Annotated in this window: 18 protein-coding genes; 12 read left to right on the forward strand and 6 right to left on the reverse strand. The window is 74.4% G+C overall.

What is annotated here, in order from left to right; translation table 11 throughout:
- Positions 1–136 precede the first annotated feature (136 nt).
- The 3 genes from abc-f to RMN56_RS23525 all read left to right on the forward strand — a co-directional run bounded on the left by abc-f (position 137) and on the right by RMN56_RS23525 (position 4,616).
- Entirely contained in the window at positions 137–1,774 is a 1,638-nt protein-coding gene (gene abc-f / locus RMN56_RS23515) for a ribosomal protection-like ABC-F family protein (protein ID WP_313719708.1), read from the forward strand.
- A gap of 43 nt (positions 1,775–1,817) precedes the next feature.
- Positions 1,818–2,966: an acyl-CoA dehydrogenase family protein gene (locus RMN56_RS23520; RefSeq protein ID WP_313719709.1), complete on the forward strand. Its 1,149-nt coding sequence runs from the start codon at positions 1,818–1,820 to the stop codon at positions 2,964–2,966.
- A gap of 108 nt (positions 2,967–3,074) precedes the next feature.
- Entirely contained in the window at positions 3,075–4,616 is a 1,542-nt protein-coding gene (locus RMN56_RS23525) for a long-chain-fatty-acid--CoA ligase (RefSeq protein WP_313719710.1), read from the forward strand.
- A gap of 21 nt (positions 4,617–4,637) precedes the next feature.
- Here RMN56_RS23525 and RMN56_RS23530 read toward each other — a convergent pair whose 3' ends face one another.
- Positions 4,638–8,405, reverse strand: coding sequence for a CHAT domain-containing protein (locus RMN56_RS23530; RefSeq protein ID WP_313719711.1), 3,768 nt, complete (start codon positions 8,403–8,405; stop codon positions 4,638–4,640).
- Between the two features lie 160 nt (positions 8,406–8,565).
- Here RMN56_RS23530 and RMN56_RS23535 point away from each other — a divergent pair, with 160 nt between their 5' ends.
- Both RMN56_RS23535 and RMN56_RS23540 read left to right on the forward strand, forming a co-directional pair.
- Positions 8,566–8,946 (forward strand): hypothetical protein, encoded by a 381-nt coding sequence (locus tag RMN56_RS23535; protein WP_313719712.1) that lies wholly within the window; start codon positions 8,566–8,568, stop codon positions 8,944–8,946.
- Complete coding sequence (locus tag RMN56_RS23540; protein ID WP_313719713.1) at positions 8,943–9,890, forward strand: hypothetical protein; 948 nt, start codon at positions 8,943–8,945, stop codon at positions 9,888–9,890. Before RMN56_RS23535 ends, RMN56_RS23540 begins: the two co-directional genes overlap by 4 nt.
- A gap of 4 nt (positions 9,891–9,894) precedes the next feature.
- Here the strand turns inward: RMN56_RS23540 and RMN56_RS23545 are convergent, their stop codons facing one another.
- The 4 genes from RMN56_RS23545 to RMN56_RS23560 all read right to left on the reverse strand — a co-directional run bounded on the left by RMN56_RS23545 (position 9,895) and on the right by RMN56_RS23560 (position 14,489).
- Complete coding sequence (locus RMN56_RS23545; protein WP_313719714.1) at positions 9,895–10,920, reverse strand: tetratricopeptide repeat protein; 1,026 nt, start codon at positions 10,918–10,920, stop codon at positions 9,895–9,897.
- Between the two features lie 76 nt (positions 10,921–10,996).
- Positions 10,997–12,583, reverse strand: a complete 1,587-nt coding sequence (locus RMN56_RS23550) for an MDR family MFS transporter (RefSeq protein WP_313719715.1) — start codon at positions 12,581–12,583, stop codon at positions 10,997–10,999.
- An 8-nt stretch (positions 12,584–12,591) separates the two neighbouring features.
- A complete protein-coding gene (locus tag RMN56_RS23555; RefSeq protein WP_313719716.1) occupies positions 12,592–13,239 on the reverse strand; it encodes an acyl-CoA-like ligand-binding transcription factor in 648 nt (215 codons plus the stop codon).
- A 74-nt stretch (positions 13,240–13,313) separates the two neighbouring features.
- The gene (locus RMN56_RS23560) at positions 13,314–14,489 is read right to left on the reverse strand and encodes an alcohol dehydrogenase catalytic domain-containing protein (protein ID WP_313719717.1); all 1,176 of its coding nucleotides are present in this window, start codon (positions 14,487–14,489) and stop codon (positions 13,314–13,316) included.
- 375 nt (positions 14,490–14,864) lie between these two features.
- On the opposite strand from RMN56_RS23560, the gene RMN56_RS23565 reads away from it, so the two are divergent.
- The 5 genes from RMN56_RS23565 to RMN56_RS23585 all read left to right on the forward strand — a co-directional run bounded on the left by RMN56_RS23565 (position 14,865) and on the right by RMN56_RS23585 (position 21,819).
- On the forward strand, positions 14,865–16,337 hold the full coding sequence (locus RMN56_RS23565) for a glycosyltransferase family 39 protein (protein WP_313719718.1): 1,473 nt from the start codon (positions 14,865–14,867) through the stop codon (positions 16,335–16,337).
- Positions 16,338–16,474: 137 nt separating this feature from the next.
- Positions 16,475–18,307, forward strand: a complete 1,833-nt coding sequence (locus RMN56_RS23570) for a glycosyltransferase family 2 protein (protein ID WP_313719719.1) — start codon at positions 16,475–16,477, stop codon at positions 18,305–18,307.
- Positions 18,304–19,410, forward strand: coding sequence for a glycoside hydrolase family 26 protein (locus RMN56_RS23575; RefSeq protein ID WP_313719720.1), 1,107 nt, complete (start codon positions 18,304–18,306; stop codon positions 19,408–19,410). The genes RMN56_RS23570 and RMN56_RS23575 overlap by 4 nt, the downstream gene beginning before the upstream one ends.
- 2 nt (positions 19,411–19,412) lie before the next feature.
- A complete protein-coding gene (locus tag RMN56_RS23580; protein WP_313719721.1) occupies positions 19,413–20,579 on the forward strand; it encodes a glycosyl hydrolase in 1,167 nt (388 codons plus the stop codon).
- A gap of 76 nt (positions 20,580–20,655) precedes the next feature.
- Positions 20,656–21,819 carry a glycoside hydrolase family 26 protein gene (locus RMN56_RS23585; RefSeq protein WP_313719722.1) on the forward strand — a complete coding sequence of 388 codons (1,164 nt, stop codon included), beginning with the start codon at positions 20,656–20,658 and terminating at the stop codon, positions 21,817–21,819.
- A gap of 9 nt (positions 21,820–21,828) precedes the next feature.
- Here RMN56_RS23585 and RMN56_RS23590 read toward each other — a convergent pair whose 3' ends face one another.
- The gene (locus RMN56_RS23590) at positions 21,829–22,458 is read right to left on the reverse strand and encodes a hypothetical protein (RefSeq protein WP_313719723.1); all 630 of its coding nucleotides are present in this window, start codon (positions 22,456–22,458) and stop codon (positions 21,829–21,831) included.
- A 150-nt stretch (positions 22,459–22,608) separates the two neighbouring features.
- On the opposite strand from RMN56_RS23590, the gene RMN56_RS23595 reads away from it, so the two are divergent.
- Both RMN56_RS23595 and RMN56_RS23600 read left to right on the forward strand, forming a co-directional pair.
- The gene (locus RMN56_RS23595; RefSeq protein ID WP_376787333.1) at positions 22,609–23,541 is read left to right on the forward strand and encodes an alpha/beta hydrolase family protein; all 933 of its coding nucleotides are present in this window, start codon (positions 22,609–22,611) and stop codon (positions 23,539–23,541) included.
- A gap of 89 nt (positions 23,542–23,630) precedes the next feature.
- Entirely contained in the window at positions 23,631–24,269 is a 639-nt protein-coding gene (locus tag RMN56_RS23600; protein ID WP_313724841.1) for a TetR/AcrR family transcriptional regulator, read from the forward strand.
- The last annotated feature ends 38 nt before the right edge of the window (positions 24,270–24,307 follow it).

The raw sequence follows: 24,307 nt of genomic DNA on the forward strand, positions 1-24,307 counted from the left end.
GCGCGCCGACTCGAAGGAGACAGACATGACGGGCGACGACGACATCTCCGGGTGATCCCGGCCCACCTCGTCGCATCCCTGTCTCGTCATCCGGGCGGCCGTGCCCTGCCCGGCTCACAACCCGAGGGTCTCTTCGATGTCCGACACCTGTGTCGTGTGCACCAACCTCTCCTTCTCCTGGCCGGACGACACCCCGGTCTTCCAGGACCTGTCCTTCACCGTGCCGCCCGGCCGCACCGGCCTGGTCGCGCCGAACGGCGCCGGCAAGACCACCCTGCTGCGGCTGATCGCCGGCGACCTCACCCCCACCGGCGGCGCCGTGACGGTGGACGGCGTGCTCGGCTACCTGCCGCAGAACCTGCCACTGGCCGGCGACCTGACCGTGGCCCAGGTGCTCGGGGTCGACGCGGTGCTCCGGGCGCTGCGCGCCATCGAATCCGGTGACGCCGCCGAGGAGCACTTCACCACCGTCGGCGACGACTGGGACGTGGAGGAGCGCAGCAGGGCCGAACTCGACCGGCTGGGTCTCGGGGACGTCGCGCTCGACCGGCGGCTGGCCACCCTCAGCGGCGGGCAGGTCGTCTCCCTCGGCCTCGCCGCGCAACTGCTCCGCCGCCCCGACGTGCTGCTGCTCGACGAGCCGACGAACAACCTCGACCTCGACGCGCGGCACCGCCTGTACGCCGTGCTCCAGGAGTGGTCCGGCTGCCTGCTGCTGGTCAGCCACGACCGGGCCCTGCTGGACCGGATGGACCGCATCGCCGAACTGGACCGCGGGGAGGTGCGCCTGTTCGGCGGGAACTTCACCGCGTACGAGGAGGCCGCCCGGGCGGCCCGGGAGGCGGCCGAGCGCACCGTGCGCGGTGCCGAGCAGGAGGTGAAGCGGGAGAAGCGGGAGATGCAGCAGGCGCGGGAGCGGGCCGAACGGCGGGCCGGCAACGCCGCCCGCAACCTCGACAGCGCCGGCCTGGCCCGGATCGTCGCCGGCGGGCTCAAGCGCAGCGCCCAGGAGTCGGCCGGCCGGTCCCGCCAGACGCACGCCAACCGGGTGAGCGAGGCCCAGTCCCGGCTCGACGAGGCCAGCGCGGCGCTGCGCGAGGACCAGACGCTGACGCTGGATCTGCCGGAGACCACCGTCCCGGCCGGCCGGACGGTCGTGGCGGGGGAGCGGATGCAGGTCCACCACGACGGGCGGGCCGTCTTCGCCGGCGACGGGGTGGACCTCACCATCCGGGGGCCCGAGCGGATCGCCCTGACCGGGCCCAACGGCGCCGGCAAGTCCACCCTGCTGCGGCTGCTCCAGGGGGATCTCGACCCGGAGGGCGGGCAGGTGCGCCGGGGCGAGGGCCGGGTCGCGTACCTGTCGCAGCGGCTGGACCTGCTCGATCCGGACCGCACCGTGGCGGAGAACTTCGCCGCGTACGCCCCGGACCGGCCCACGGCCGAGCGGATGAACCTGCTCGCCCGGTTCCTCTTCCGCGGCGCGCGGGCCCACCTGCCGGCCGGCGTGCTCTCCGGCGGTGAACGCCTGCGGGCGACCCTCGCCTGTGTCCTGTACGCCCAGCCGGCGCCCCACCTGCTGCTGTTGGACGAGCCGACGAACAACCTCGACCTGGTGAGCGCGGGCCAGTTGGAGAACGCCCTGGGCGCGTACCGGGGGGCGTTCGTGGTGGTGAGCCACGACGAGCGGTTCCTCGCCGAGATCGGCGTGCGGCGGTGGCTCCGGCTCGACGGCGGCGGGCTCCGCGAGGTGCCGGCACCGGATCCGGCCTGAGCGGGTCTGGACGGACTTAAACTTGCGCCGCTAGTTTAAGCCGATGGACCTTCAGCTCTCCGCCGAGCAGGTGGCGGCTCGCCGGCTCGCCGCCGAGTTCGTCGACCGGGAGGTGGCGCCGCACGCGGCGGCCTGGGACCGCCGGGAGGAGGTGGACCCCGACATCGTCGGGAAGCTGGGGCGGCTCGGCTTCCTGGGGCTCACCGTCCCCGAGGAGGACGGCGGTTCCGGCGGCGACCACCTCACCTACTGCCTCGTGCTGGAGGAGCTCGGCCGGGGCGACTCCGCCGTCCGGGGCATCGTCTCGGTGTCGCTCGGGCTGGTCGCCAAGTCCGTGGCCGCGCACGGGTCGGCCGCCCAGAAGGAGGAGTGGCTGCCCCGGCTCTGCTCCGGAGCGGCACTGGGCTGCTTCGCGCTCACCGAGCCGGACAGCGGCTCGGACGCGGCCGCGCTGCGCACCCGCGCGGTCCGCGACGGCGGCGACTGGCTGATCACCGGGACGAAGACGTTCATCACCAACGGCACCACCGCGGACGTGGCACTGGTCTTCGCCCGGACCGGCGGCCCGGGGCACCGGGGCATCAGCGCGTTCCTGGTGCCCACCGGGGCCTCCGGGCTCACCCGCCGGCCGATCCACGGCAAGCTCGGCCTGCGCGGGCAGGCCACCGGTGAACTCCGGTTCGACGCCGTCCGGGTGCCCGACTCGGCGCGCCTCGGCCCGGAGGGCGGCGGCTTCCGGCTCGCCCTGGCCACCCTGGCCAAGGGCCGGATGTCGGTGGCCGCCGGCTGCGTCGGCATCGCGCAGGGCTGCCTGGACGCCGCGGTCGGCTACGCCGGGCAGCGCAGCCAGTTCGGCAAGCCCATCGCCGGCCACCAGCTCGTGCAGCAGCTCATCGCCGGCATCGCCGTCGACACCGCCGCCGCCCGGCTGCTCGTGTGGCGGGTGGCCGACCTCGTCGACCGCGGCGAGCCGTTCGCCACCGAGGCCTCGATGGCCAAGCTGTTCGCCAGCGAGGCCGCCGTGCGGGCCGCCAACAACGCCGTGCAGGTCTTCGGCGGGTACGGCTACATCGACGAGTTCCCGGCCGGCAAGTACCTGCGGGACGCCCGCGTCATGACCCTCTACGAGGGCACCAGCCAGATCCAGCAACTGCTCATCGGGCGCGCGCTCACCGGCGTCAACGCCTTCTGACCACAGGACGAACCCGACGACCCCCGGGAGGGCATCCGGCATGAGGAGCAACGCCCGCATCGAGAAACCGGCCGCGGCGAGCGGCCGCCCGCTCCGGAGCGCGGCCCGGTGACCGCGCTGTCGCTGGCCATGGTGCTGGCCGAGGCGGCCCGACGGCACCCGGACACCGTGGCCGTGGTCGACGGCGACACCCGGGTCGGCTACGCCGAGCTGTGGCGGCAGGCCCGCGGGTACGCCGCCGGCCTGCGGGAGCTGGGCGTCGCCCCGGGCGAGCCGGTGGCCCTGCTGGCCCCGAACGTGGTCGACTTCCCCCGGGTCTACTACGGCGCCCTGGCCGCCGGCGCGGTGCTCGTGCCGGTGCACCTGCTGCTGACCGTGGACGAGGCCGTGCACGTGCTGCGCGACAGCGGCGCGAAGCTGCTGGTCTGCCACGGCTCGCAGCTCGCCCTGGGCGCCGCGGCCGCCGCGGCGGCGGGCGTCCCGTTGGTGACCGTCGGGCCGGGCGGCACGGGCGTGTCCCGGCTGGAGGAGGTGAGCGAGCCCCTGCCGGCGCTGCCGTCGTACGTCACCCGCCAGGCGGAGGACACCGCCGTGGTGCTCTACACCAGCGGCACCACCGGCGTGCCCAAGGGCGCGCTGCTCACCCACCTCAACCTCGTCATGAACGCCACCGTCAACGTCTTCGACGCCAACGACGCGCGCCACACCGATGTGGTGCTCGGCTGCCTGCCGCTGTTCCACAGCTTCGGCCAGACCGTGGCCATGAACGGCACCTTCCGCGTCGGCGGGACCCTGGTGCTGCTGAGCCGGTTCAGCGGGCCGGCCGCCATCGACCTCATGCTGGCCGAGGGGGTGAACGTCTTCCACGGCGTGCCCACCATGTACGTGGCGCTGCTCGACGCCGCCCGGGACCGGGCCACCCTGCCCCGGCTGCGGCTGTGCGTCTCCGGTGGGGCGTCGCTGCCGGTGGCCGTGCTGGAACGGTTCCACGCCGCCTTCCACACCACGATCTTCGAGGGCTACGGGCTCTCCGAGACCTCGCCGACGGCGACCACCAACCAACCGCACTTCGGCACCCGCCCCGGCACCATCGGGCACCCGGTCTGGGGCGTCGAGGTGGAGATCGCCCGCGCCGACCTGGACGACCGGATCGAGCTGCTGCCGACCGGCGAACTCGGCGAGATCGTCATCCGCGGGCACAACGTCTTCGCCGGCTACCTCGGGCGGCCCGAGGCGACCGCGGAGGCGGTGGTCGACGGCTGGTTCCGCAGCGGCGACCTGGGGCGCAAGGACGACGACGGGTTCATCACCATCGTGGACCGCAAGAAGGACCTGATCATCCGGGGCGGCTTCAACGTCTACCCGCGCGAGGTCGAGGAGGTCCTGGCCCGCCACCCCGCCGTCGGCCAGGTGGCCGTGATCGGCGTGCCCGACCCCCGGCACGGCGAGGAGGTCTGCGCGGTGGTGGTGGCCGACCCGGCCGGCCCCGGACTGCCGGCCGAGCAGGAGCTGATCGACTGGTCCCGCGCGCACCTGGGCCGCCACAAGTACCCGCGCCAGGTCCGCTACGTCGACGCCCTGCCGATCGGGCCGAGCCACAAGGTGCTCAAGCGGGAGCTGCGCCGCACGGTCGCGCCCCCGGCGGACTGACCGCCACCGGCGTCGGGGCGGTCACAGCGGCCGGTTCAGTCCGACGTGGAGGTGGCCGGCCCACCGGGTCGGCGTCGCCGGGTACTCGTCGCGGACGGCCCGTACCGTCTCGGCGAGCACCCGGGCCGCCGCCGCGGTGTCCGGCGGGCGGGTGCCGCCGTCGGTCAGCCCGGAGTAGAACGCCGCGGCGACCCGCGCGCTGTCCGGGGTCCGCCAGGTCGTGCCGATCACCCCCCGGAAGCCGGCGAGCTGGAAGGCCGCCGCCAGGTGCAGCGGTTCGTCGGTCGACCGCGGGTGCGTCGCGGCCGAGCCGCACGCGGACAGGAAGGCCAGCTCGGCCCGCTCCAGGTGGTAGGCGCCCACCATGTGCGGGCTGAGCGAGCGCCCGCCGCCGAGGCGCAGCCCGCCGGTCAGCATCGAGACGACCCGCGTGTCGGCCTCGGCGTGGCAGGCGAAGTGCGCGATCGGATGCTCCCGCAGCGCGTCCTCGACTGCGTCGAGCGCCACCTCGGTCCCGGCCAGCACCGTGGAGCCGGGCATCAGCCGGGCGACCTGCTCGACCTCCGCGCGTACCTGGGACAGCGCCGGCAGGTCCCGCGCGGTCGGCACGCCGACGATGGCGGCCGTGGCGGCCGTCGGCCGTGGCGGCCGGTCCGCCCCCGCGTGGGCCAGGGCCGTGAGCGTCGGCGTCCACGACGACACCGCACGGTCGAGGACCGTACGCCGACCGCCCGCCTCGCGATGGTGACCGGCCGCGTGCAGCGGGAGCCGGGCCAGCGGGCCGACCGGGCACCACCAGATCCGCGGCGGCGGGCCGTCCGCCGGGGTCAGGAGGTCGAGCACCGGCCCGGCGACGGCATCCCACAACCAGGCCAGGATGCCGTGCAGCTCCTCCTGGGCGGCGGCGCGCCGGTCGAACGGCACGGCCGGGTCGGTCGCGTCGGCCACCGCCGCGTACCAGGTCGCGACGTGCCGCTGGACCGTGGCCGCGCGCAGGTCGGGCAGGCGCACCGGCCGCACGGGCCGCTCCGGGTCCGCCGGGACGAGCAGGGCGTCGCCCCGGTCGCCGTGGGTGGTGACGACGGCGACCGGCATCCCGGCCAGCCGCTGGCGCAGCAGCGGCATCGACGGCGGCCGGAGGAAGTCGGCGAACCCCGGCAGCCGCCGGATCCGCTCGACCACCCGGTCCCGTTCGGTGGCGAGCTGCCGGGTCTGGGCGAGCCAGACCGGCCGGGGGTCCCAGTCGGTGGTGGAGCTGTCCACCACCTCGCCGGACTCGGTCCGGCGCTGCACCTCGATGGTGAACTTCCGGATCTGCGTGTAGGCGTCCGCCTCGGCCAGCTTGCGGTCGATGCGGTCCAGTTCCGCGGCGAGCCGAGCGTCGACCGCGCGCAGCTCCACGCGGCCGCCGCGGATACCCAGGGCCTCGTGGAACAGCAGACCCCGGCCGCGTTCCAGGAGTTCGACGGCGCCGTCGGCGTCGCCGGCCGCGATCGCCGCGACGGCGGCCTCGGTGGCCACCCCGCCCAGCGCCGCGACCGTGCCGAGCCGGCGGTGCCCGGACGCCGACCGGTCGACCGAGGCGGGCAGCTGCCGCACCGCCCGCTCCAGGGCGGCCAGCCGGGCCGCCGGGTCGCCGGCCTCGCGGGCCAGCTCGGCCTGCTGGCGTTCCGCGTCGATCGCGGTCTCCGCGTCCACCACGGACGACGTGGCGATGGCGGCGTACGTGGCGATGGCCTCGCTCCTCGCCTCGCCGGCGTCCGGGCCGCCCGCCCGGGCCAGCGCGGCCGCGGCCCGGGCCAGGAGCCCGGCCCGCAGCGCCCACCAGTGGTGCCCGGTCGGGGTCTGCGCCACCGCCTGCCGGGCCAGCCGCACGGCGTCGGCCAGCACGTCGCGGTCACCGCTCACCAGGTACCGCTGGTACCGGGTGTCCGCGATCGAGCTGCCGATGCGGGGCTGGTCCGGGTGCTCCGGCGGCAGCAGGGCGAGCGCGTCGCGGAACGTGCCTTCGGCCGCCAGCAGGCCGGCCTCGTCGGCCCGGCGCCCCGAGAGCAGGGCCAGGCTGCTCGCCTGGTTGTACAGGAAGCCGACCCGTCGGGAGTCGCCGGCGGGCAGCGCCTCGGCGGCCCGCCGGCTGGCCTCCACGGCCTCGGCGAGGAGCGTGTCGTCGGGCACCAGCGCCGCCCGGCGGGACAGGATGTCGGCGAGCCGCATCAGCCGCAGCGGGTACGCCTCGTGTTGCGCGGGCGTCTGCTCCAGCGCCTCCCGCTGGTGGCGCAGCGCCTCGTCCAGCAGCTCCGGATCCTTGGCGAGCCAGCCGGCGTCGGACAGCGTGCCGGCGAGGACCGCGAGCTGCTGCCCACGCGCGTCCGGCTGCCCGTCGGCCAGGTCCAGTGCCGCGCGCGCGGCGGAGACGGCGACCTCGACCAGGTGCTCGACCTGCCCGTGCACCCCCGCCCGGGACGTCGCGGCCGCCAGCAGGTTGAGGCCCTCCCGCCGCAACGGGTGCGCCGGCCCGGCGGCGTCCAGGGCGAGCTGCGCCCAGGACGCCGCCCGCCCCGCGCCCTCCAGCTCGCCGCCGTGTTCCCAGCGGGCCAGCTCCGCCTCGCCGAGCAGGAGCAGGGCCCGCGGCCGCCCCGGATGGAAGCCGGGCACCGCGGCGGCCAGCACGACGGCCGCCTCGTACCGCTCGGCCAGGGCCGGCGGTGCGGCGTCCACCGCGACCCGATCGGCCGCCTCCTCGGCCCGCCACAGCAGCCGATCGAGCACCTCCGGCTGGTCGGCCGCGGTGACGATCGTGCCGGCCAATTCCGTGCCGATCTCGCGGACCAGCAGGTTGACGACGGTGTTCAGCCGCTCCAGCGCCGGCGCCGCCCCCGGGTGGTCCGGCGGCGTGGTGAGCACGGCGTCCCGCCAGGCGGCGGTCGCCTCCACCAGCAGTTCCACCGACGCGTGCTCCGGAACGCCGTGCAGCCGGCACAGCGCCGTGCCGAGCCGCGACACGACCCGCGGATCGGTTGGCTGGCGCCCCCACGCGAGCTGCGCGGCCCGGCGGTAGTCGCCCACGGCCAGCTTCAGGGCCCGTGGGCCGGCGCCCCCGTCGAAGTAGAGCGTGAACAGGTCGCCGCGGCGGAGCAGCCGGAGCAGCCGGTGCGGGTCCCGCGCCGAGGTGGCCTCCAGGGCCTGCGTCAGGGTGTCCAGCGCCTCGTCGTAGGTCCGGACGTCCTCGCCGTCCTCGGCCAGTGCCGCCAGCGCCTCGGCGAGGTCGGTCAGCAGCGCGGCACGGAGCAGGCCGGCCGACTCGTCGCGGTCGCGGGCCAGCTGCGGCAACCAGTCCCGGTAGAGCGTGACGAGCATCCGCAGGGCCTTGCCGGAACCTTCCCGGTACCGCTGCCGCAGCCCCGCGATCCGGTCGGCCTGCTGCGGGCTGAGCAGGACGTCGGACAGGCGCGGCGCGTCGGGCCGGCCGGTCTCCGGCTGCTCGTCCCGGATCAGCTCCGGCAGCCCGTCCGGGTCGTCGCGGCACCCCTGCCGGAACAGCGCGACTGCCGCGCGGCGCTCCCGCACGCCGTCCAGCCCGGGCTGGTCGAGGTAGCGGTACCAGTGGAGCCGGGCCAGCTCCCGCGCCGCCGCCCGCCCGGCGCCGCGGTCACCGGCCGCGGCGGCAAGGACCTGCACGTCGGCCGACAGCTCCGGTCCGGTGAGGACGGACGGGTCACCGGTGCGCTCGTATTCGGCGAGCACCGCCGCGACCCGCTGTGCGGCGGCACTGGTGGTCCGTCTCGACATCGCCACTCGATCCCCGCGTCGGCCTGCGATCTCCGGTGTCCATCCTGCCCGCCCCGGCCGGAGGGCGGTAGTGCGTCCGCGACACACCTGTGGGGACGGTGGTGGCGTCCCCGGGTCGATAGGGTGGCGGCGGAAGCCAACCGGTGCCCGGGGAGCAACCTTGGAACTCGTCGCGGAGCGCGTGGCCCGGCTGTGCCGCCAGGCCGTCGGTGAGCAGTTGCGCCAGCACGCCGAGCGGTACGGCGCCGCCGACGTGCTGGACCGGATCGCCGAGGCCGTCGCCCAGGGCCGCCTCGATCACCACCTGGAGGAGGACCTCGACCGCCTCGACGACGCCTTCGCCCGGCACGGCATCGACGGGCTGACCACCGGCGTACGCGGGTTCGAGGCGTGGCTCGGCGGGGGCGGGCATCCCACCGTCGTCGCCTGGGGTTGCCCGAGCCCGCTACCGTGTCCCCGCGCGGTCCCCGAGGGCGACGGCGACCGTCCGGTGTGCGGGCTGACCGGCTCGCCGTTCGGGCTGCGCCGGATCGTGTTGTGAACGCCCTCCTCGCCGAGCTGGGCAAACAGCTGGTGACGCGGTGGACGGCGGCGCTGCTGCTGCCCGGCGCGCTGTTCGCCGCCGCGGTCGTCCTGGCCGAGGTCCTGGGCCAGCGGCACGCGCTGGACCGGTCCGCCCTGGCGGCCTGGTGGGACGGGCTGGCCGCCGGGCCGGCCGGTGGATCGGGAGCTGGTCTGCTCATCGGGGCGGTCGCGTTCCTGCTCGGCGCGGCGGCGGCCGGGCTCGTCGCGCAGGCGGTGGGCGCGCTCGTCTCCTGGGCGTGGAGCCGGACCGGCTCCGGGCCGGTGCCGGGCCGGCTCGCCGCCCGGCGCCGCCGCCGCTGGGAGCGGGCGGACGCGGCCGTGCTGGCCGCGGAACGCGCGCTGCTCACCGACCCCGGCGACACCGCGCTGCGCGACCGCACGCGCCGGGCCATCGCCCGCCGGTCGGCGATCTGCCTCGTGGAGCCGGCGCGGCCCACCTGGATCGGCGACCGGCTGCACGCGACGGACGTCCGGGTGCACCGCGGCTACGGCATCGACCTGGCCAGCTGCTGGCCGCGCCTGTGGTTGGTGCTGCCGGACGAGGCGCGGGGCGAGCTGGCGGCCGCGCGGGACCGGTGCGGGGCGGCCGCCCGGCTGGTCGGCTGGGGCCTGCTGTACGCCGCTCTCGGGGCGTTCTGGTGGCCGGCCCTGGTGGTCGGTCTGGTGGCGCTGCCCACCGCGCGCTACCGCGCCCGCCTGGCCGTGGCGGTCTACGCCGAGCTGGCCGAGGCCGCCGTCGACCTGTACGGGCGGGACCTGGCCGTCCAGCTCGGACTGTCGTGCCCGGACCGGCTCACCCGCGAGATCGGTGAGCAGGTCAGCGCCATCGTCCGCAAGGACGACGTGGTGCCGCGCGCCCGCCGGGCCGGCTCGGCCGAGGTCTCGTCGCCCCTGCCCTGACCGGTCACGGTCGCCAGGACGGGTTGTGCAGGATGGCGAGGTTCTGCCGGGCGGTGACCGCCAGGCTGTCGTCGCGGGCGTCGGGCGGCAGCGCGTCGAGCACCTCCCAGTAGAGCCCGATCGCCCGCCGCCGGAAACCGGCCAGCGCCAGGGTGGCGGCCAGGTTGTTGCACCGGCCGACCGTCTGCCGGCTCAGCTGCCCGTGCTTGCGTTCGCTGTGCCGGATGTTCTCCTCGTGCAGCTCGATGGCCTGCGCGTACTGGCCGGCCTGCTGGTAACCGACCGCCAGGTTGTTGCGGATGACGAGGGTGAGCTCCGCGTCGGCGCCCTGCCCGTGCTCGGCGGCCGTCACCGCCTCCCGCAGCACGTCCAGGCCGTCGTCGACCTGCCCGGCGGCCAGGTAGGCCTGACCGAGCGCGTTGCGGACGGTCAGGGCGTCGGCGTCGAGTGGCCCGAACGCCGTCGCCGCCCCGGCGGCCAGGGGTTCGAGCAGGGCGACGGCCTCGGTGAAGCGGCCACAGAGGCGGTGGTCCTCCGCCACGCTGAGCCGGTAGGCCAGGGTGCTCCGGTCGGGGACGGACTCCCGGCCGACGCCGGCGGCCCGCCAGATGTCGAGCGACACCCGGACCACGTCGGCCGGACCGCGCACCTGGCGCGGCGGCGGTGGGGGAGTGGCGGGCAGCGGCTCGGGCGGCCCCGCCTCCTCCGCCGCCCACGCCGCGAGCCGGTCCCGCAGCTCCGCCGCCGGCGGACCGTCGACGTGCAACCGGCACACCCCGTCGTCCAGGTGCAGGTCGAGGCGGACACCGCCGGACCGCAGGCCGTGACCGTCGAGCGCCATGGAGACCAGGCTCGGGGTGCGGATGTCCAGGCCGCGGAGGGTGGGCCAGGGCAGGCGGAGGAACCGCCGGATCGGCCGCCGCAGGTCGACGCCGGAGCGGTCGAGGACGGCGGTCAGCCCGGTCGTCTCGCCCGTGTGCCGCGGATGTCCACCGAGGAAGGTCACGTGGGGTATCGCGAGCGATGACACCCGGTCATCCTTCCATCCGGCGCGGGTCCGCGCAGCCCCGGAAACCGGTGGCTGCGCGGACCGGCCGGACCGCCCGTCAGTGGGTGAGGGCCGCGGCCTGCGCCGCCTCCTCCTGTGCCCGCCGCTCGTCGCCGCTGAGCGTGTGCAGCGGCTTCTCCCTGATGAAGAGCACCACCACCATCGCGAGCAGGGCCAGCGGCGCGCCGACCAGGAACAGCTCGGCGGTGGCCGTGCCGTAGACGTCCTGCACGATCCGCAGCAGCGGCTCGGGCAGCGTGGACAGGTCCGGCACGGCGGCGGAGGAGCCGCCACCGGCCGCGGCCGGGCCCAGGCGCTCGGTCATGAGGGTGGTCACCCGGTTGGCCAGGACGGCGCCGAGGGCGCTGACCCCGATGGCGCCACCCATGCTGCGGAAGAAGGTCAGCACGGAGGTGGCCGCGCCCAGTTCGCTTGCGGGCACGTCGTTCTGGGCGGCCAGCACCAGGTTCTGCATCAGCATGCCGACGCCGATGCCGAGCACCGCCATGTAGATCGAGACCACGACGACGCCCGTGCCCGCGCCGATGGTGCCGAGCAGCAGCATGCCGGCGGTCATGACGGCGGCGCCGGCGACCAGGAAGATCTTCCAGCGCCCGTACCGGGTGATGAGCTGACCGGCGACCGTCGAGGACACCAGCAGGCCGAAGATCATCGGCAGGCTCATGAGGCCGGCCACGGTCGGCGACTTGCCCAGGGAGATCTGGAAGTACTGCGACAGGAAGACGGTGCCGCCGAACATCGCCACGCCGACCAGGACGCTGGCCACGGTGGCCAGCGAGACCGTCCGGTTGCGGAAGATGCCCAGCGGCACGATGGGCTCGGCGGCACGCGACTCGACGTACACGGCCACGGCCAGCACCGCGACGCCGCCGGCGACCATGAGCGCCGTCCAGCCCGACGCCCAGGCGAACTTGTGCCCGGCCAGCGACGACCAGACCAGCAGCAGCGAGACGCCCGTCGTGATGAGGGCCGCGCCCAGCCAGTCGATCCGCACCTCGCGGCGGACGACCGGCAGGTGCAGCGTCCGCTGGAGCAGGAAGATCGACAGGAGGGTGAACGGGACGCCGATCAGGAAGCACCAGCGCCAGCCGAGCCAGGAGGTGTCGACCAGGACGCCGCCGATGAGCGGTCCGGCGATGGTGCCGACGCCGAAGACGGCGCCGAAGATGCCCGCGTACCGGCCGAGTTCGCGCGGCGGGATCATGGCGGCCATCACGATCGTGGCCAGCGCAGTCATGCCGCCGGCGCCGACGCCCTGCACGATCCGGCTGAGCAGCAGCACCTCGACGTTCGGGGTGAAGCCGGCGATCAGCGAGCCGACCACGAACAGGCCCAGGGACGACTGGATGAGCAGCTTCTTGCTGTAGAGATCGGCCAGCTTGCCCCAGATCGGCACGGTCGCCGTCATGGCCAGCAGCTCGGTGGTGACGATCCAGGTGTAGACGGTCTGGCTGCCGTCCAGGTCGGCGATGATGCGCGGCAGTGCGTTCGCCACGACCGTGGACGCCAGGATCGACACGAACATGCCCACCATGAGGCCGGAGAGGGCCTGGAGGACGTCGCGGCGGGACATGCGGGCCGGGCCGACCTCGGCGGCGTCGGCGGGCGCGGTGGGTACGGACATGCGGTTCCTCAGCTCGGGGTGCGGTACGGGTGGGGCTCCGGCGTGCCGGGATCCGGCAGGCCGGCGGCGAGGGTGTCGAACGCCTCGTCGACCAGGTCGGCGAGGGACCGGGCGCCGGCGGTGGCGGCCCAGCGGAGCGCGGCGGTGCGGAACGCGGCGCCGGTGACGGAGGTGAGCAGGGCCGGGAAGCCGTGGTCGGCGGGTACGCCCACCCGGGCGGCGACGACGTCGGTCATCGCCCGTTCCGCCTCGGCGCCCGCCGCGACCAGGCGGGGGAGCAGGGCGGGGTTCCGCATGACGACGTCCATCCGGAGCAACCACAGCTCGCGGTCCTCCTGCAACTCCTCGATCGCCTCACCGAGCGCCGTTCGGATGGCGGCGAGGGCGGGCACCTCCGGCGGCACCTCGGCGAGCCGCGCCACGAACCGGGCGTTGAGCGCCGCCTGGTCGCCGACGAGCGCGTCGTCCTTGCTCGGGAAGTAGTTGAAGAAGGTCCGGGTGGAGACGTCCGCCGCCGCGCTGATCTCCTCGATGGTCACCTGGTCGAGACCGTGCTCGGCGACCAGGCGCAGCGCCGCGGTGGCCAGCGCCGTGCGGGTCCGCCGCTTCTTGCGGTCGCGGAGGCCGCCGTCGGCGGGAGGGCTGTCCGTGGTCACCGGGCGACCCTACCGGCGATCTTGCACGCCCTGCAAACTTTCCTGGACTGAAGTGAGCCGGCCGACAGGTGTGGTCACCGGCCGGGCTCGAACACGGCGCGGACGCACCCGTCGAGCCGGTCCCGGAACGTGTCGTAGCCGAGCGGCGCCCGGTCGAGCGGCATCGTGTGGGTGGCGAGGTGTTCGGTGACCAGCTCGCCGCGCGCCATCCGGTCCAGCAGCATGGGGATGTACCGGTGGCCGTGCTGCCGGGCGCCGCGCAGGGTCAGGCCCTTGGCGAGCACGGCGTCGAGCGGGAACCGGTCGACGGCGCCCGGGTACGTCCCGAGCAGGAAGACGCTGCCGCCCTTGCGGCAGTGGTGGACGGCCTCGCGGGCCGCGACGGGCCGGTCGGGCGTCGGCCGGAACCGCTGTCCGAGCCGGCCGCGTCGGCTCCACCGGCCGCCGCCGGGCGCCGCCGCGCCGGCCGCGTCGATGCACACGTCCGGGCCGCGCCCGCCGCTGCGTTCCCGCAGCTCCCCGCCGACGTCCTGGGTCCCGTGGTCGAGGGTCTCGACGCCGAGGTGCCGCTCGGCCATCCGGAGCCGGTCGGGCAGGCGGTCGATCACGACGACCCGCTCCGCGCCCAGCAGCGCGGCGGCCCGCGCCGCCAGCTGACCGACCGCGCCGGCGCCCCAGACCGCGACCACGTCCCCGGGCCGGACGCCGGCCAGGTCGGCGGCCATCCAGCCGCTCGGGGCGGCGTCGGAGGCGAACAGCGCCCGCTCGTCGGTGACCGCGTCCGGCACGGTGAAGGCGCCCCGGTCGGCGTACGGGACCCGGACGTACTCGGCGTGGCTGCCGGCGAACCCGCCGAGGGCGGGCGAGGAGCCGTAGCAGCCGCCGGGGGAGAGGTCCCCCGCCTGCCCGCCGAGGGCCGGACCGGTGCCGCCGTTGTCGCACAGCGAGAACTGCCGCCGCCGGCACGGCCCGCACCGGCCGCAGGAGACGACGGAGCAGACCACCACCCGGTCGCCCACCCGGTGCCGGCGCACCCGGTGCCCGACCTCGACCACCTCGCCGAGGAACTCGTGCCCCAGCACGTCGCCGCGCGCCGGGAACGGCAGGTGACCGCCGAGCAGGTGCAGGTCGGAACCGCAGGTGGCGCTCTTGCGCACCCGGACGATCATGTCCTGCTCGTTGCGCAGCTCCGGGTCGGGGACCTGGGTCACGGCCAGCTGGTTCACGCCCCGCCAGACCAGTGCCCTCACGTCGCCCCCCGGCGTCCCTGGCGCGTGGCCAGCTGGAGCGGCCGGTCGGTCGCCGTGGTCCGTCCGGGACAGATGCTCGCATGAAAACCCCGGCCCGGCGGCGGTTCGGAGCAGGTCCCACCTTCCGCGACGGGGCGCGGAGAACGCCCTGCCGGCGACCTCCCCCGTCCGGGGTATCGGCTCGTCCGGTTAGTCGTATATGAGCGTTATGTCGGAGTGGGTCATTAAGCTCCACGGTGTCATCCAGTCCTCGACCCGGGGACTCCCGGTGCCGGCCGCGCCACGCGGTCGCACCGTCGCGAGCACGCCGAACCGGCGTCGCCCCGGGGCGGCTGGAACCATGTCGCCGGCACCCACAGGGATGCGTGAGTCACGATGATGGACGCGGACACCATGGTCCTGCCCCGGCTCGGGTCGGGAGAGATCCGGGTCGAGGACCCGTGGGGCGAGGACCGTGCGGTCGGTTCCAGGGCCGGCGGCCACCGTCCACCGGCCGACACCGCCCGCTGGCGGCTCGCCGCATGGCTGCTGCCGGCGCTGCTGGCCGGCGCGCTCGGCGTCGTGGGGGCCGGCACACCCGGCCTGCGCCTCGCGGAACTGGCGACCTGGCGGGCCGCCACCTCTCCCTGGCCGGACGGGATGCCCGGCGGCGACACCACGCTCGTGCCGTACCACCTGCTGATGCGCGCCTGGGCGGCGGCCTTCGGCATCACCGACCTGGCGCTGCGCGTACCGTCCCTGCTCGCCGTGGCGGCGACCGCCGCGCTCGTCGGCGCGCTGGCCGCGCGGATGTTCGCGCCGGGCACGGGGCTCCTCGCCGGGGTGATCTTCGCGCTGCTGCCGAGCGTCACCCGGTACGCCCAGGAGGCCCAGCCGTACGCGCTGGCCCTGTTCGCCGCCGTGCTCGCCACCTGGTTCCTGCTGCCCGCACTGGACCGGCCGAGCCTGCGCCGTCTCGCCCCGTACGCCGCGGCGGTGGCCCTGCTGGGCCTGTGCCACGCGATGGCGCTCCTGCTGCTGGTCGGGCACGGCTGGGTCGTGCTCGCGTTCCGGCGGGGGATGACCGGCCGGTGGCTGGCCGCCGCCCTCCTCGGCGCGCTCCCCGCCGCCGCGCTGCTCTGGGCCGGGGTACGCGCCGGCGGGCAGGTCGCGCCGGCGGCCCGCCCCGACCTGGCGGCCCTCGCCGCGACCCCCCGGGAGTTGTTCGGCGTCGCCGCGCTGGGCGCCGTGCTGCTCGGACTGGCGCTGTTCAGCCTCCCGCTGCGGCGCGCCGCGGCGATCTGCACCGCGTGGGCGGTGCTGCCGCCGCTCGGCCTGCTGCTCATCGCGCAGGCGACGCCGGTCTGGTCACCGTCGAGCCTGCTCTTCACGCTGCCGGCCTGGGCGACCCTGGCCGCGGCCGCCCTGTCCCGGGTTCGCCCCCGCTGGTGGGTGGTGGCGGTGGCCGCGCTGGCCCTGATCGTCGCGCCGGCCCAGGCGGCCGTCCGCGCGCCCGACGGGCACGGGCAGGCCACCCGCGAGGTCGCCGAGATCGTCGGCGCCCGGCGGCTGCCCGCCGACGGCGTGGTCTACGGCGACGCGGACGCGCGGACCCTCGTGGCCCGCTACCTTCCCGCCGACCGGCGGCCGACGGACCTGTTCGCCGCGGCGCCGCCGCACGACTGTGCCGGTTGCCTGTGGGGCGTTCGGCGACTGTGGGTGATCCGCCCCGGCGAACGGTCGGATCCCGTGCCGCCCGTCGGCGGCGCGGCGGAACGGCTGCTGCGCAGCGGATACCAGGTGGCGCAGGTCTGGCACCGGGCCGGGTTCACGCTGGCCCTCCTGGTGGACGACCGCACCGCCCGCTGACCGAGCACGACCTTTTTCAACCCCACTGCCCGCTCAGGGTTCGTGGCGAGATCACCATGGGGGAAAACGTGGCCATCGCCGCTGATACACGCCCGTCCCGGGCCAGCACGCCGGGCAGCTCAGGCAACCGTCCGCCGGTGATCGCCCCGGCCGGACCGCCTGCCGGGAAGGGACCGGACCGCCGCCAGCTGAACATCCGGGCCCGCCTGGCGTACGCCAGGTGCGGCGCCACCGCCGGGCCGCTGGTCGCGCCGCGGCACCCGGGGGCGGCGGTGGAGTTCCGGCACGCCGCCTCGCCCGCGGCGCGGCTGGTGCTGACCCTGCTGGTGCTGGTCAACAGCGCGGCCGGGCTGCTGTTCGTCGGCTGGCTGCTGCTGCCCCAGCACGTGCCCGGCGTCGGCGTGGCCGGGTCCGGCGGCTGGCAGACGATCGCGGCCCGGCTGGGCTTCTGCGTGGTCGTCGGCGTCGAGTTGATCCGCCTGGCGCAGAACGTGGTGGTGTGGGTGTTCGCGTTCCACGCCCGCGACCCGGTGCCGGTCGACCCGCCGGTCGGCCTGCGGGTGGCCCTGCTCACCACGATCGTGCCCAGCAAGGAGCCGCTCGACGTGGCGGAGCGGACGCTGCGGCGTCTTCGGGAGATCGTCTACTGCGGGCGGGTCGACGTCTGGATCCTCGACGAGGGGGACGACCCGGCGGTCAAGGAGATGGCCGCGCGGCTCGGCGTCCACCACTTCAGTCGTAAGGGCCGGCCGGAGTACAACCAGCCCGGCGGGGAGTTCCGGGCCCGGACCAAGTCCGGCAACCACAACGCCTGGCGGGCCGAGCACGAGAACCGGTACGACGTGGTGGCCAACGTCGACCCGGACCACGTGCCGCTGCCCAACTTCCTCGAACGCACCCTTGGCTACTTCCGGGATCCGGACGTCGCCTTCGTGGTGACCCCCCAGGTGTACGGCAACATGCATCAGAACTTCGTGGCGCACGGCGCCTCCGTGCAGCAGTACCTCTACAACGGCCTCATCGCCCGCGGGGGCAACGGGCTGGACGCGCCGCTGCTCACCGGCACCGGCCACCTCTACCGGCCGGCGGCCTGGCGGACCATCGGCGGCTACCAGGACTCCATCATCGAGGATCACCTGACGAGCATCCGCATCCACGCCGCGACCAACCCGGAGACGGGCAACAAGTGGAAGGGCGTCTACACCCCCGACGTGGTGGCCATCGGCGAGGGCCCGACCTCGTGGGCGGACTACTTCAACCAGCAGAAGCGCTGGGCGGCCGGGATCTGCGAGATCCTCGTCCGGCCCGAGCTGCGCGCGCCGCGCGAGCTGCCCGCACGGCGGCGGTGGCAGTACCGCCTGCTCCAGTTCTACTACCCGAGCGTGGCGGTGAGCCTGCTGCTGGGCAACCTCGCCACCGCCATGTACCTGCTCACCGGGGTCGGTTCGGCGCAGCTCGACGTCACCGTGTGGTCGGTGCTCTGGGGCTCGACCTTCGGCACCTGGTTCCTGCTGTGGCTCTGGCTCCGCCGCTTCAACATCGCCCCGCACGAACGGGAGGAGATCGGCATGGCCGGCATGGCGCTGGCGCTGTTCGCCGGGCCCATCTACGTGGCCGCCGGGTTCACCGCGCTGCTGCGCCGCAAACTCGGGTTCGTAGTGACGGCCAAGGGGAGGCTGCGCACCATCGAGTCGTTCCGCACGTTTCGGCTGCACCTCTGCTGGGCGGGCGTCTCCGCGGGTCTGCTCGGCGCGAGCTTCGTGCTGGACAACAGCTCACCCCTGCTGCGGGTGTGGCCCGTCCTGACCCTCCTGACCGGCCTCGGTCCGCCACTGATCGCGCTCGCGTCGAACCTGCGGGCCGATCGCCGCCAGGACGACGAGGTGGTCGTGCCCGCCCCCGCTCGCGCGGAGGCCGAGGAGGTCCATCCGCCGAGGTCCCGGGTCGCGGCTGAGGGAGTCCTGCGATGATCAGGTTCACCTTTCCGCGGGTCGTGATGGTGTTGACCGGCGCGCTGCTGCTGACGTACGCCTTCGCCGTCGCGCCCACGACCGGCTCCGGGGGCCGGGGCGGGGCGGTGACGGCCGAAGCGAAGGCGCCCCGACCGCGCGGACCGTTCCCGCCGGCGGGAAAGACGTTCATCGGTGTCATGACCGACAAGGGCCCTCACGACTTCACGCCGGTGGACCGGTTCACGGCTGCCGCCAGACACCAGCCGCAGGTCATGCTTTTCAGCGAGGGGTGGGCGTCCGCAACGTTCGACCGGACGCTCTTCGACCGGATCCGCGACCACGGCATGATGCCGATGCTGGGCTGGGAACCCTGGGACTACCGGCTCGACGAGCGGGCCCGGCAGCAGAAGCTGACCGCCCAGCAGATCGACGCGGTCCGGTCGGCCCAACCCAGCTACCGGTTGTCCCGGATAGCGGGGGGAGAGTTCGACACCTACATTCGGTCCTGGGCGGAAGGGATCAAGTCACTCGGCTACCCGGTGGCGCTCCGCTTCGCCCACGAGATGAACGGCTACTGGTACCCGTGGTGCGAGCTGGTCAACGGCAACCGGCCCGGTGACTACGTGAAGGCCTGGCGCCACGTGCACGACGTGTTCCGGGCGGTCGGGGCCACGAACGTCACCTGGGTGTGGAGCGCGAACGTCCGGTACACCGACCTGACCCCCCCGATCTCCACCTACTACCCGGGCGACGACTACGTGGACTGGGTGGGCGTCACGGGCTACTACGGCAAGTACGACTTCGCGCCGTATCTCTCCTTCGACGGAGTCTTCAAGAAGACCGTCACCGAGATCCGCGCCTTCAGTACGAAGCCGATGGTCGTCACCGAGACCGGCGCCTCGGACCACATCGGGCGCAAGGCCGAATGGATCAAGGAGGCCTTCCAGACCCTGCCCCGGTACCCGTTCATCATCGGGCTGATCTGGTTCGAGGTGAACAAGGAACTCGACTGGCGCATCGTCAGTTCCCCGGCCGTGTCCGCGGCCTTCGCCGGCGCGGTCGCCGCCCCTCGCTACCAGGTCACCTGGTCGCCCGACATGGTCTCGCGGACGGAGGAGTAGCGGTGCGCAGGTTGACCGCCGCACGGGTCGTGCTGGTACTGACCGGCGCGCTGCTGGTGACCTACGCGGCCGCCGTGGCGCCGACCGCCCTGTTCGGGGGCCGGGAGGACGGCCGGTCCGACCGGCCCGTGAGGGCCGAGCCGGAATCCCCGCCCCGGCCCGCGGCAGCCGAGCCGGAAGGTTCGCCCCGGCCGGCCGCGGAACCCTTCCCGCCGGCCGGCAAGGCGTTCATCGGTGTGATGACCGACAAGGGCCCGCACGACTTCGCGGCGCTGGACTCGTTCACGGCGGCCGCGAGACACCAGCCGCAGGTGATGCTCTTCAGCGCGTCGTGGAACCTGGACCCGTTCGACCGGACGCTCTTCGACCGCATCAGCAGCCGGGGGATGCTGCCGATGCTGGGCTGGGAGCCGTGGGACCACCGGGTGGACCGTGCGGCCCGCGAGAAGAACCTGCCCACCCGGGAGATCGACGAGATCCGGTCCCACCAGCCCGCCTACCGGCTGTCCCGGATCACGGCCGGGGACTTCGACACCTACCTGCGGTCCTGGGCCGAAGGGATCAGGTCCCTCGGCTACCCGGTGGCCATCCGGTTGGCACACGAGATGAACGGTGACTGGTACCCATGGTCCGAGGCGACCAACGGCAACCGGCCGGGCGAGTACGTGCAGGCGTGGCGGCACGTGCACGACCTCTTCCGCGCGGCGGGGGTGACCAACGTGACCTGGGTGTGGAGCCCGAACGCCAGCTGGGACCAGTCGCTCCCGAAGCTCTCCGGGTTGTATCCGGGCGACGACTACGTCGACTGGGTGGGTGTCACGGGCTACTACGGGATCGGGGCGTACACGGACTACCGGTCCTTCGACTCGATCTTCGGCCCGACCATCACCGAGATCCGCACGTTCACCAGGAAACCGTTGGTCATCACCGAGACCGGCGCCTCCGACGCCGCGGGGCGCAAGGCCGAATGGATCGCGGAGGCCTTCCGCGCGCTGCCTCGGCACAGGGACATCCTCGGTCTCATCTGGTTCGAGGTGGACAAGGAGCAGGACTGGCGCATCGTCAGTTCGCCGGCCGTGGCGCAGGCCTTCGCCGCCGCGGTCGCCGACCCGCGCTACCGCTTCGGCTGGCGGCCCGGGATGGTCCCACGCACCAAGCTGAACGACTAGTTATCGGGACGTAAGGCCGACAACCACCATAAACTGGCTCGATGTTCGAGCGGGTGGCGGTGGAGAAGGTGGCGACGTGGCACGGCTGACCAGGCCGCGGGTCCTCGTGCTGGCGATCGCCGCCCTGCTGCTGGCCTACGCCCTCGCCCTGGCGCCGGTCACCACGAGCGGGGGCGGGGAGGACGCCGCGCCCCGGCCGCCGACGACAGCCGAATCGGGAGCGGTGGTGCCGGCCGGTGCCGCCAGCCCGCCACTCCAACTGGTCCCGGAACTCTTCCCGCCGGCCGGCAAGGCCTTCGTCGGTGTGATGACCGACAAGGGCCCGTACGACTTCGCGGCGGTGGACCGCTTCGCCGCGGCCGCGCGGCGCGAGCCGCAGGTGATGCTCTTCGGCGTGGGCTGGGAGTCCGGCACGTTCGACCGGGTGCTCTTCGACCGGATCAAGGACCGCGGCATGCTGCCCATGCTCGGCTGGGAGCCCTGGGACTACCAGGCGGACCAGGCGGCCCGGAAGCAGAAGAAGCTGACCGCCCGCCAGATCGACCGGCTGCGCTCGACGCAGCCGCGCTACCGCCTGTCGCGGATCGCGGGCGGCGAATTCGACGGCTACCTGCGATCCTGGGCCGAGGGCGTGAAATCGCTCGGCTATCCGGTCGCCATCCGGTTCGCCCACGAGATGAACGGCGACTGGTACCCGTGGTGCGAGAAGGCCAACGGCAACCGGCCCGGCGAGTACGTCGAGGCCTGGCGCCACGTGCACGACCTCTTCGAGCGGGCCGGGGCCACCAACGTCACCTGGGTGTGGAGCCCGAACGCCCGGTGGAGCAAGACCGCCGCGAACCTCGCCCAGTTCTACCCGGGGGACGACTACGTCGACTGGGTGGGCACCACCGGCTACTACGGCACCGGGGCCTGGTCGCGGTACTCGTCCTTCGACGCCATCTTCGGCCCCACCATCGCGGAGATCCGCACCTTCAGCCGGCGGCCGCTGGTCGTCACCGAGACCGGCGCCTCCGACGCCGGAGGGCACAAGGCCCAGTGGATCCGGGAGACCTTCCGGACGCTGCCGAAGCACCGGGACGTCATCGGCCTCATCTGGTTCGAGGTGGACAAGGAGAAGGACTGGCGGATCGTCAGCTCCCGCGCCGCGTCGACCGCCTTCGCCCAGTCGGTCGCCGCGCCCCACTACGACGTCCGCTGGTCACCGGAGCTGATCCCGCGCACCGACCTGGACGAGTAGGCCGGCCGCTCATCCGTCGCGGCGTGGCTCCGGTCCCGCGCCGGGAAGCAGCCGCGCCGCGGCCCGCCGCAGCGGCCGGCCGTCCTTGGCGATCTTCTTCATCCGTCGCCACGCCGTGCGCCCGGGCGGGCCGGTCGCCCCGCCCTCGGCGTCGGCCGGCTGCCCGAGCGTCCTGGGCGGCGGGCCCGGTGCCGGCGGCGCCGTCGGGGAAACCCGGTCGGCCGCGGTGTCGACGGTGCGGACCACCGCCTCGATGATCTGCGGGTTGCGGTCGATGGTGCTCAACGCGCGGTCGAGGATGCCGTTCAGCTCGTCGAGCCGGACCTCCAGCATCGCCTCGGTCGTCACGCCCCGGATGTCGATCCGGACCGTCCCGAGCCGGGCCTGCATCCCGACGTCCAGGTGGAGCAGGCCACCCAGCCGGGCGCGCAGGGACACGTGGGCGTCCAGGTCGTCGACCTCGACGCGGATGTCGTCGACCTGGAGGTGGGGGACCTGGAGGACCACGTCCGGGTCGGACATGGTCGGGCCGCTGTGGTGCCCACCGGCGGGCGGGCGCGCGTCGCCCTCCCCGGCCGGGCGCCACGGATCGCCGGCTCCCGTCCCGGGCTCACCCGGATCCTGCCTCCCGTTGCCCACCTGACCTCCGTCGCCCGCGCCGGCCCGTCGCCGGCCGGCCGGCGTGCCCATTCCCGGAAACCGGGGCGGCACACCTGGGCGCGGCGCGCGACGACCGGTGATTTCGCCGATGCGGTGGCCGGGGGAGCGCTCCAATACTGACGCATGTCGATGGACCTCCCTACCCGACTAGGAGCGACCGACGTGCGATCAGCCACCACCTCCCGTCCCCGTACCCGCCTCCACGCCCTGGGCCGGCTCGCCGCGGCGGCCGTCCTGGCCCTCGGCGGCGCCCTGGCCGTCCCCGCTGGCGCGCAGGCCGCCGACAACCCCTACGAGCGCGGCCCCGCGCCGACCAGCGCCATCCTGGAGGCCAGCCGCGGTCCGTTCGCCACCTCGTCCTACAGCGTCTCGTCGCTGAGCGTCACCGGCTTCGGCGGCGGGGTCGTCTACTACCCGACCAGCACCAGCGAGGGCACCTTCGGCGCCATCGCCATCTCGCCCGGCTTCACGGCCACCTGGTCGAGCCTCAGCTGGCTCGGACCGCGGATCGCCTCGCACGGCTTCGTGGTCATCGGCATCGAGACCAACACCCTCTACGACCAGCCGGACAGCCGTGGTCGCCAGCTTCTGGCAGCGCTGGACTACCTGGTCCAGCGCAGCACGGTCCGGAGCCGGATCGACGCCAGCCGGCTCGCCGTGGCCGGGCACTCGATGGGCGGGGGCGGCACCCTGGAAGCCGCCGCCGCGCGGCCGTCCCTGCAGGCCGCCGTCCCGCTGGCCCCCTGGAACCTGGACAAGACCTGGTCCGGGGTGACCGTGCCGACGCTCATCGTCGGTGGCGAGAGCGACACCGTGGCGCCGGTCGCCAGCCACTCGGAGCCTTTCTACAACAGCATCCCGGCCTCCTCCGAGAAGGCGTACCTGGAGTTGAACGGGGCCAGCCACTTCTTCCCGCAGACGGTGAACACGCCGATGGCCAAGCAGACGGTGGCCTGGCTGAAGCGCTTCGTCGACAACGACACCCGCTACGAGCAGTTCCTCTGCCCGGGCCCGAGCGGACTGGCCATCGAGGAGTACCGCAACACCTGCCCCAGCTCCTGAGCCTCGCCCACCGGGGGGCGGCCGCCACGGCGGCCGCCCCGCCGTGCGGGGCGGCCCTAGACTCGGCCAGCGTGGAGGAGGCGGGCGGGATGGGCGGCACCGGTTCCCCGGGCCGGGTCGACGGGCGGGCCGCGCGGGCCACCCGCACCCGGGCCGCCATCGTCGAGGCCCACCTCGCCCTCATCGCCGAGGGCGACCTGCGCCCGACGGGCGACCGGATCGCCGAGCGGGCCGGTGTCTCGCTGCGCACGCTGTGGACCAACTTCAAGGACATGGAGACGCTGTTCGAGGCCAGCGGCGAGGAGCTGCTGCGCCGCCAGGACGCCGCCTGGCGGCCGATCTCCCCGGCGCTGCCGCTGGCGAAGCGGGTCGAGGCCTACTGCCGGCAGCGCGCCCGCTTGCTGCATCTCATCGCGCCGTCCGCCCGGGCGGCGCAGTTGCGCGAGCCGCTCTCCCCGCAGTTGCACCGCAACCGCCGCAAGCACATCGACCGGGTCCGCGACGAGGTCGAGCAGCTGTTCGCCGCCGAGCTGGACCGGGCCGGTCCGGGGCGGGAGCAGCTCGTGCACGCCCTGGTGGCGGCCAGCATGTGGTCGACCTGGTCGATGCTGCGCGACGGGCTGGGGCTCGGCGTGGGCCCGGCCCGGGCGGTGATGGCGCGCACCGTGGCGGCGCTGCTGGCGGATCCCGAGGGACAAAGTCTTTTCCGACTGGTTACCGATAGGTGAAACTGGATGCATGGTTACTGCATTCAGAGTGCAAATAA

The sequence above is a fragment of the Micromonospora halotolerans genome (assembly GCF_032108445.1).
Classification (GTDB): domain Bacteria; phylum Actinomycetota; class Actinomycetes; order Mycobacteriales; family Micromonosporaceae; genus Micromonospora; species Micromonospora halotolerans.

What these genes read in the sequence shown, in the direction of transcription:
- RMN56_RS23595 (WP_376787333.1), top strand. Translation starts at nt 22,609, where the DNA reads ATGGACCTCCCTACCCGACTAGGAGCGACCGACGTGCGATCAGCCACC.
- RMN56_RS23530 (WP_313719711.1), bottom strand. Translation starts at nt 8,405, where the DNA reads ATGTCGAGACGGACCACCAGTGCCGCCGCACAGCGGGTCGCGGCGGTG.
- abc-f (WP_313719708.1), top strand. Translation starts at nt 137, where the DNA reads ATGTCCGACACCTGTGTCGTGTGCACCAACCTCTCCTTCTCCTGGCCG.
- RMN56_RS23575 (WP_313719720.1), top strand. Translation starts at nt 18,304, where the DNA reads ATGATCAGGTTCACCTTTCCGCGGGTCGTGATGGTGTTGACCGGCGCG.
- RMN56_RS23520 (WP_313719709.1), top strand. Translation starts at nt 1,818, where the DNA reads ATGGACCTTCAGCTCTCCGCCGAGCAGGTGGCGGCTCGCCGGCTCGCC.
- RMN56_RS23550 (WP_313719715.1), bottom strand. Translation starts at nt 12,583, where the DNA reads ATGTCCGTACCCACCGCGCCCGCCGACGCCGCCGAGGTCGGCCCGGCC.
- RMN56_RS23565 (WP_313719718.1), top strand. Translation starts at nt 14,865, where the DNA reads ATGATGGACGCGGACACCATGGTCCTGCCCCGGCTCGGGTCGGGAGAG.
- RMN56_RS23600 (WP_313724841.1), top strand. Translation starts at nt 23,631, where the DNA reads ATGGGCGGCACCGGTTCCCCGGGCCGGGTCGACGGGCGGGCCGCGCGG.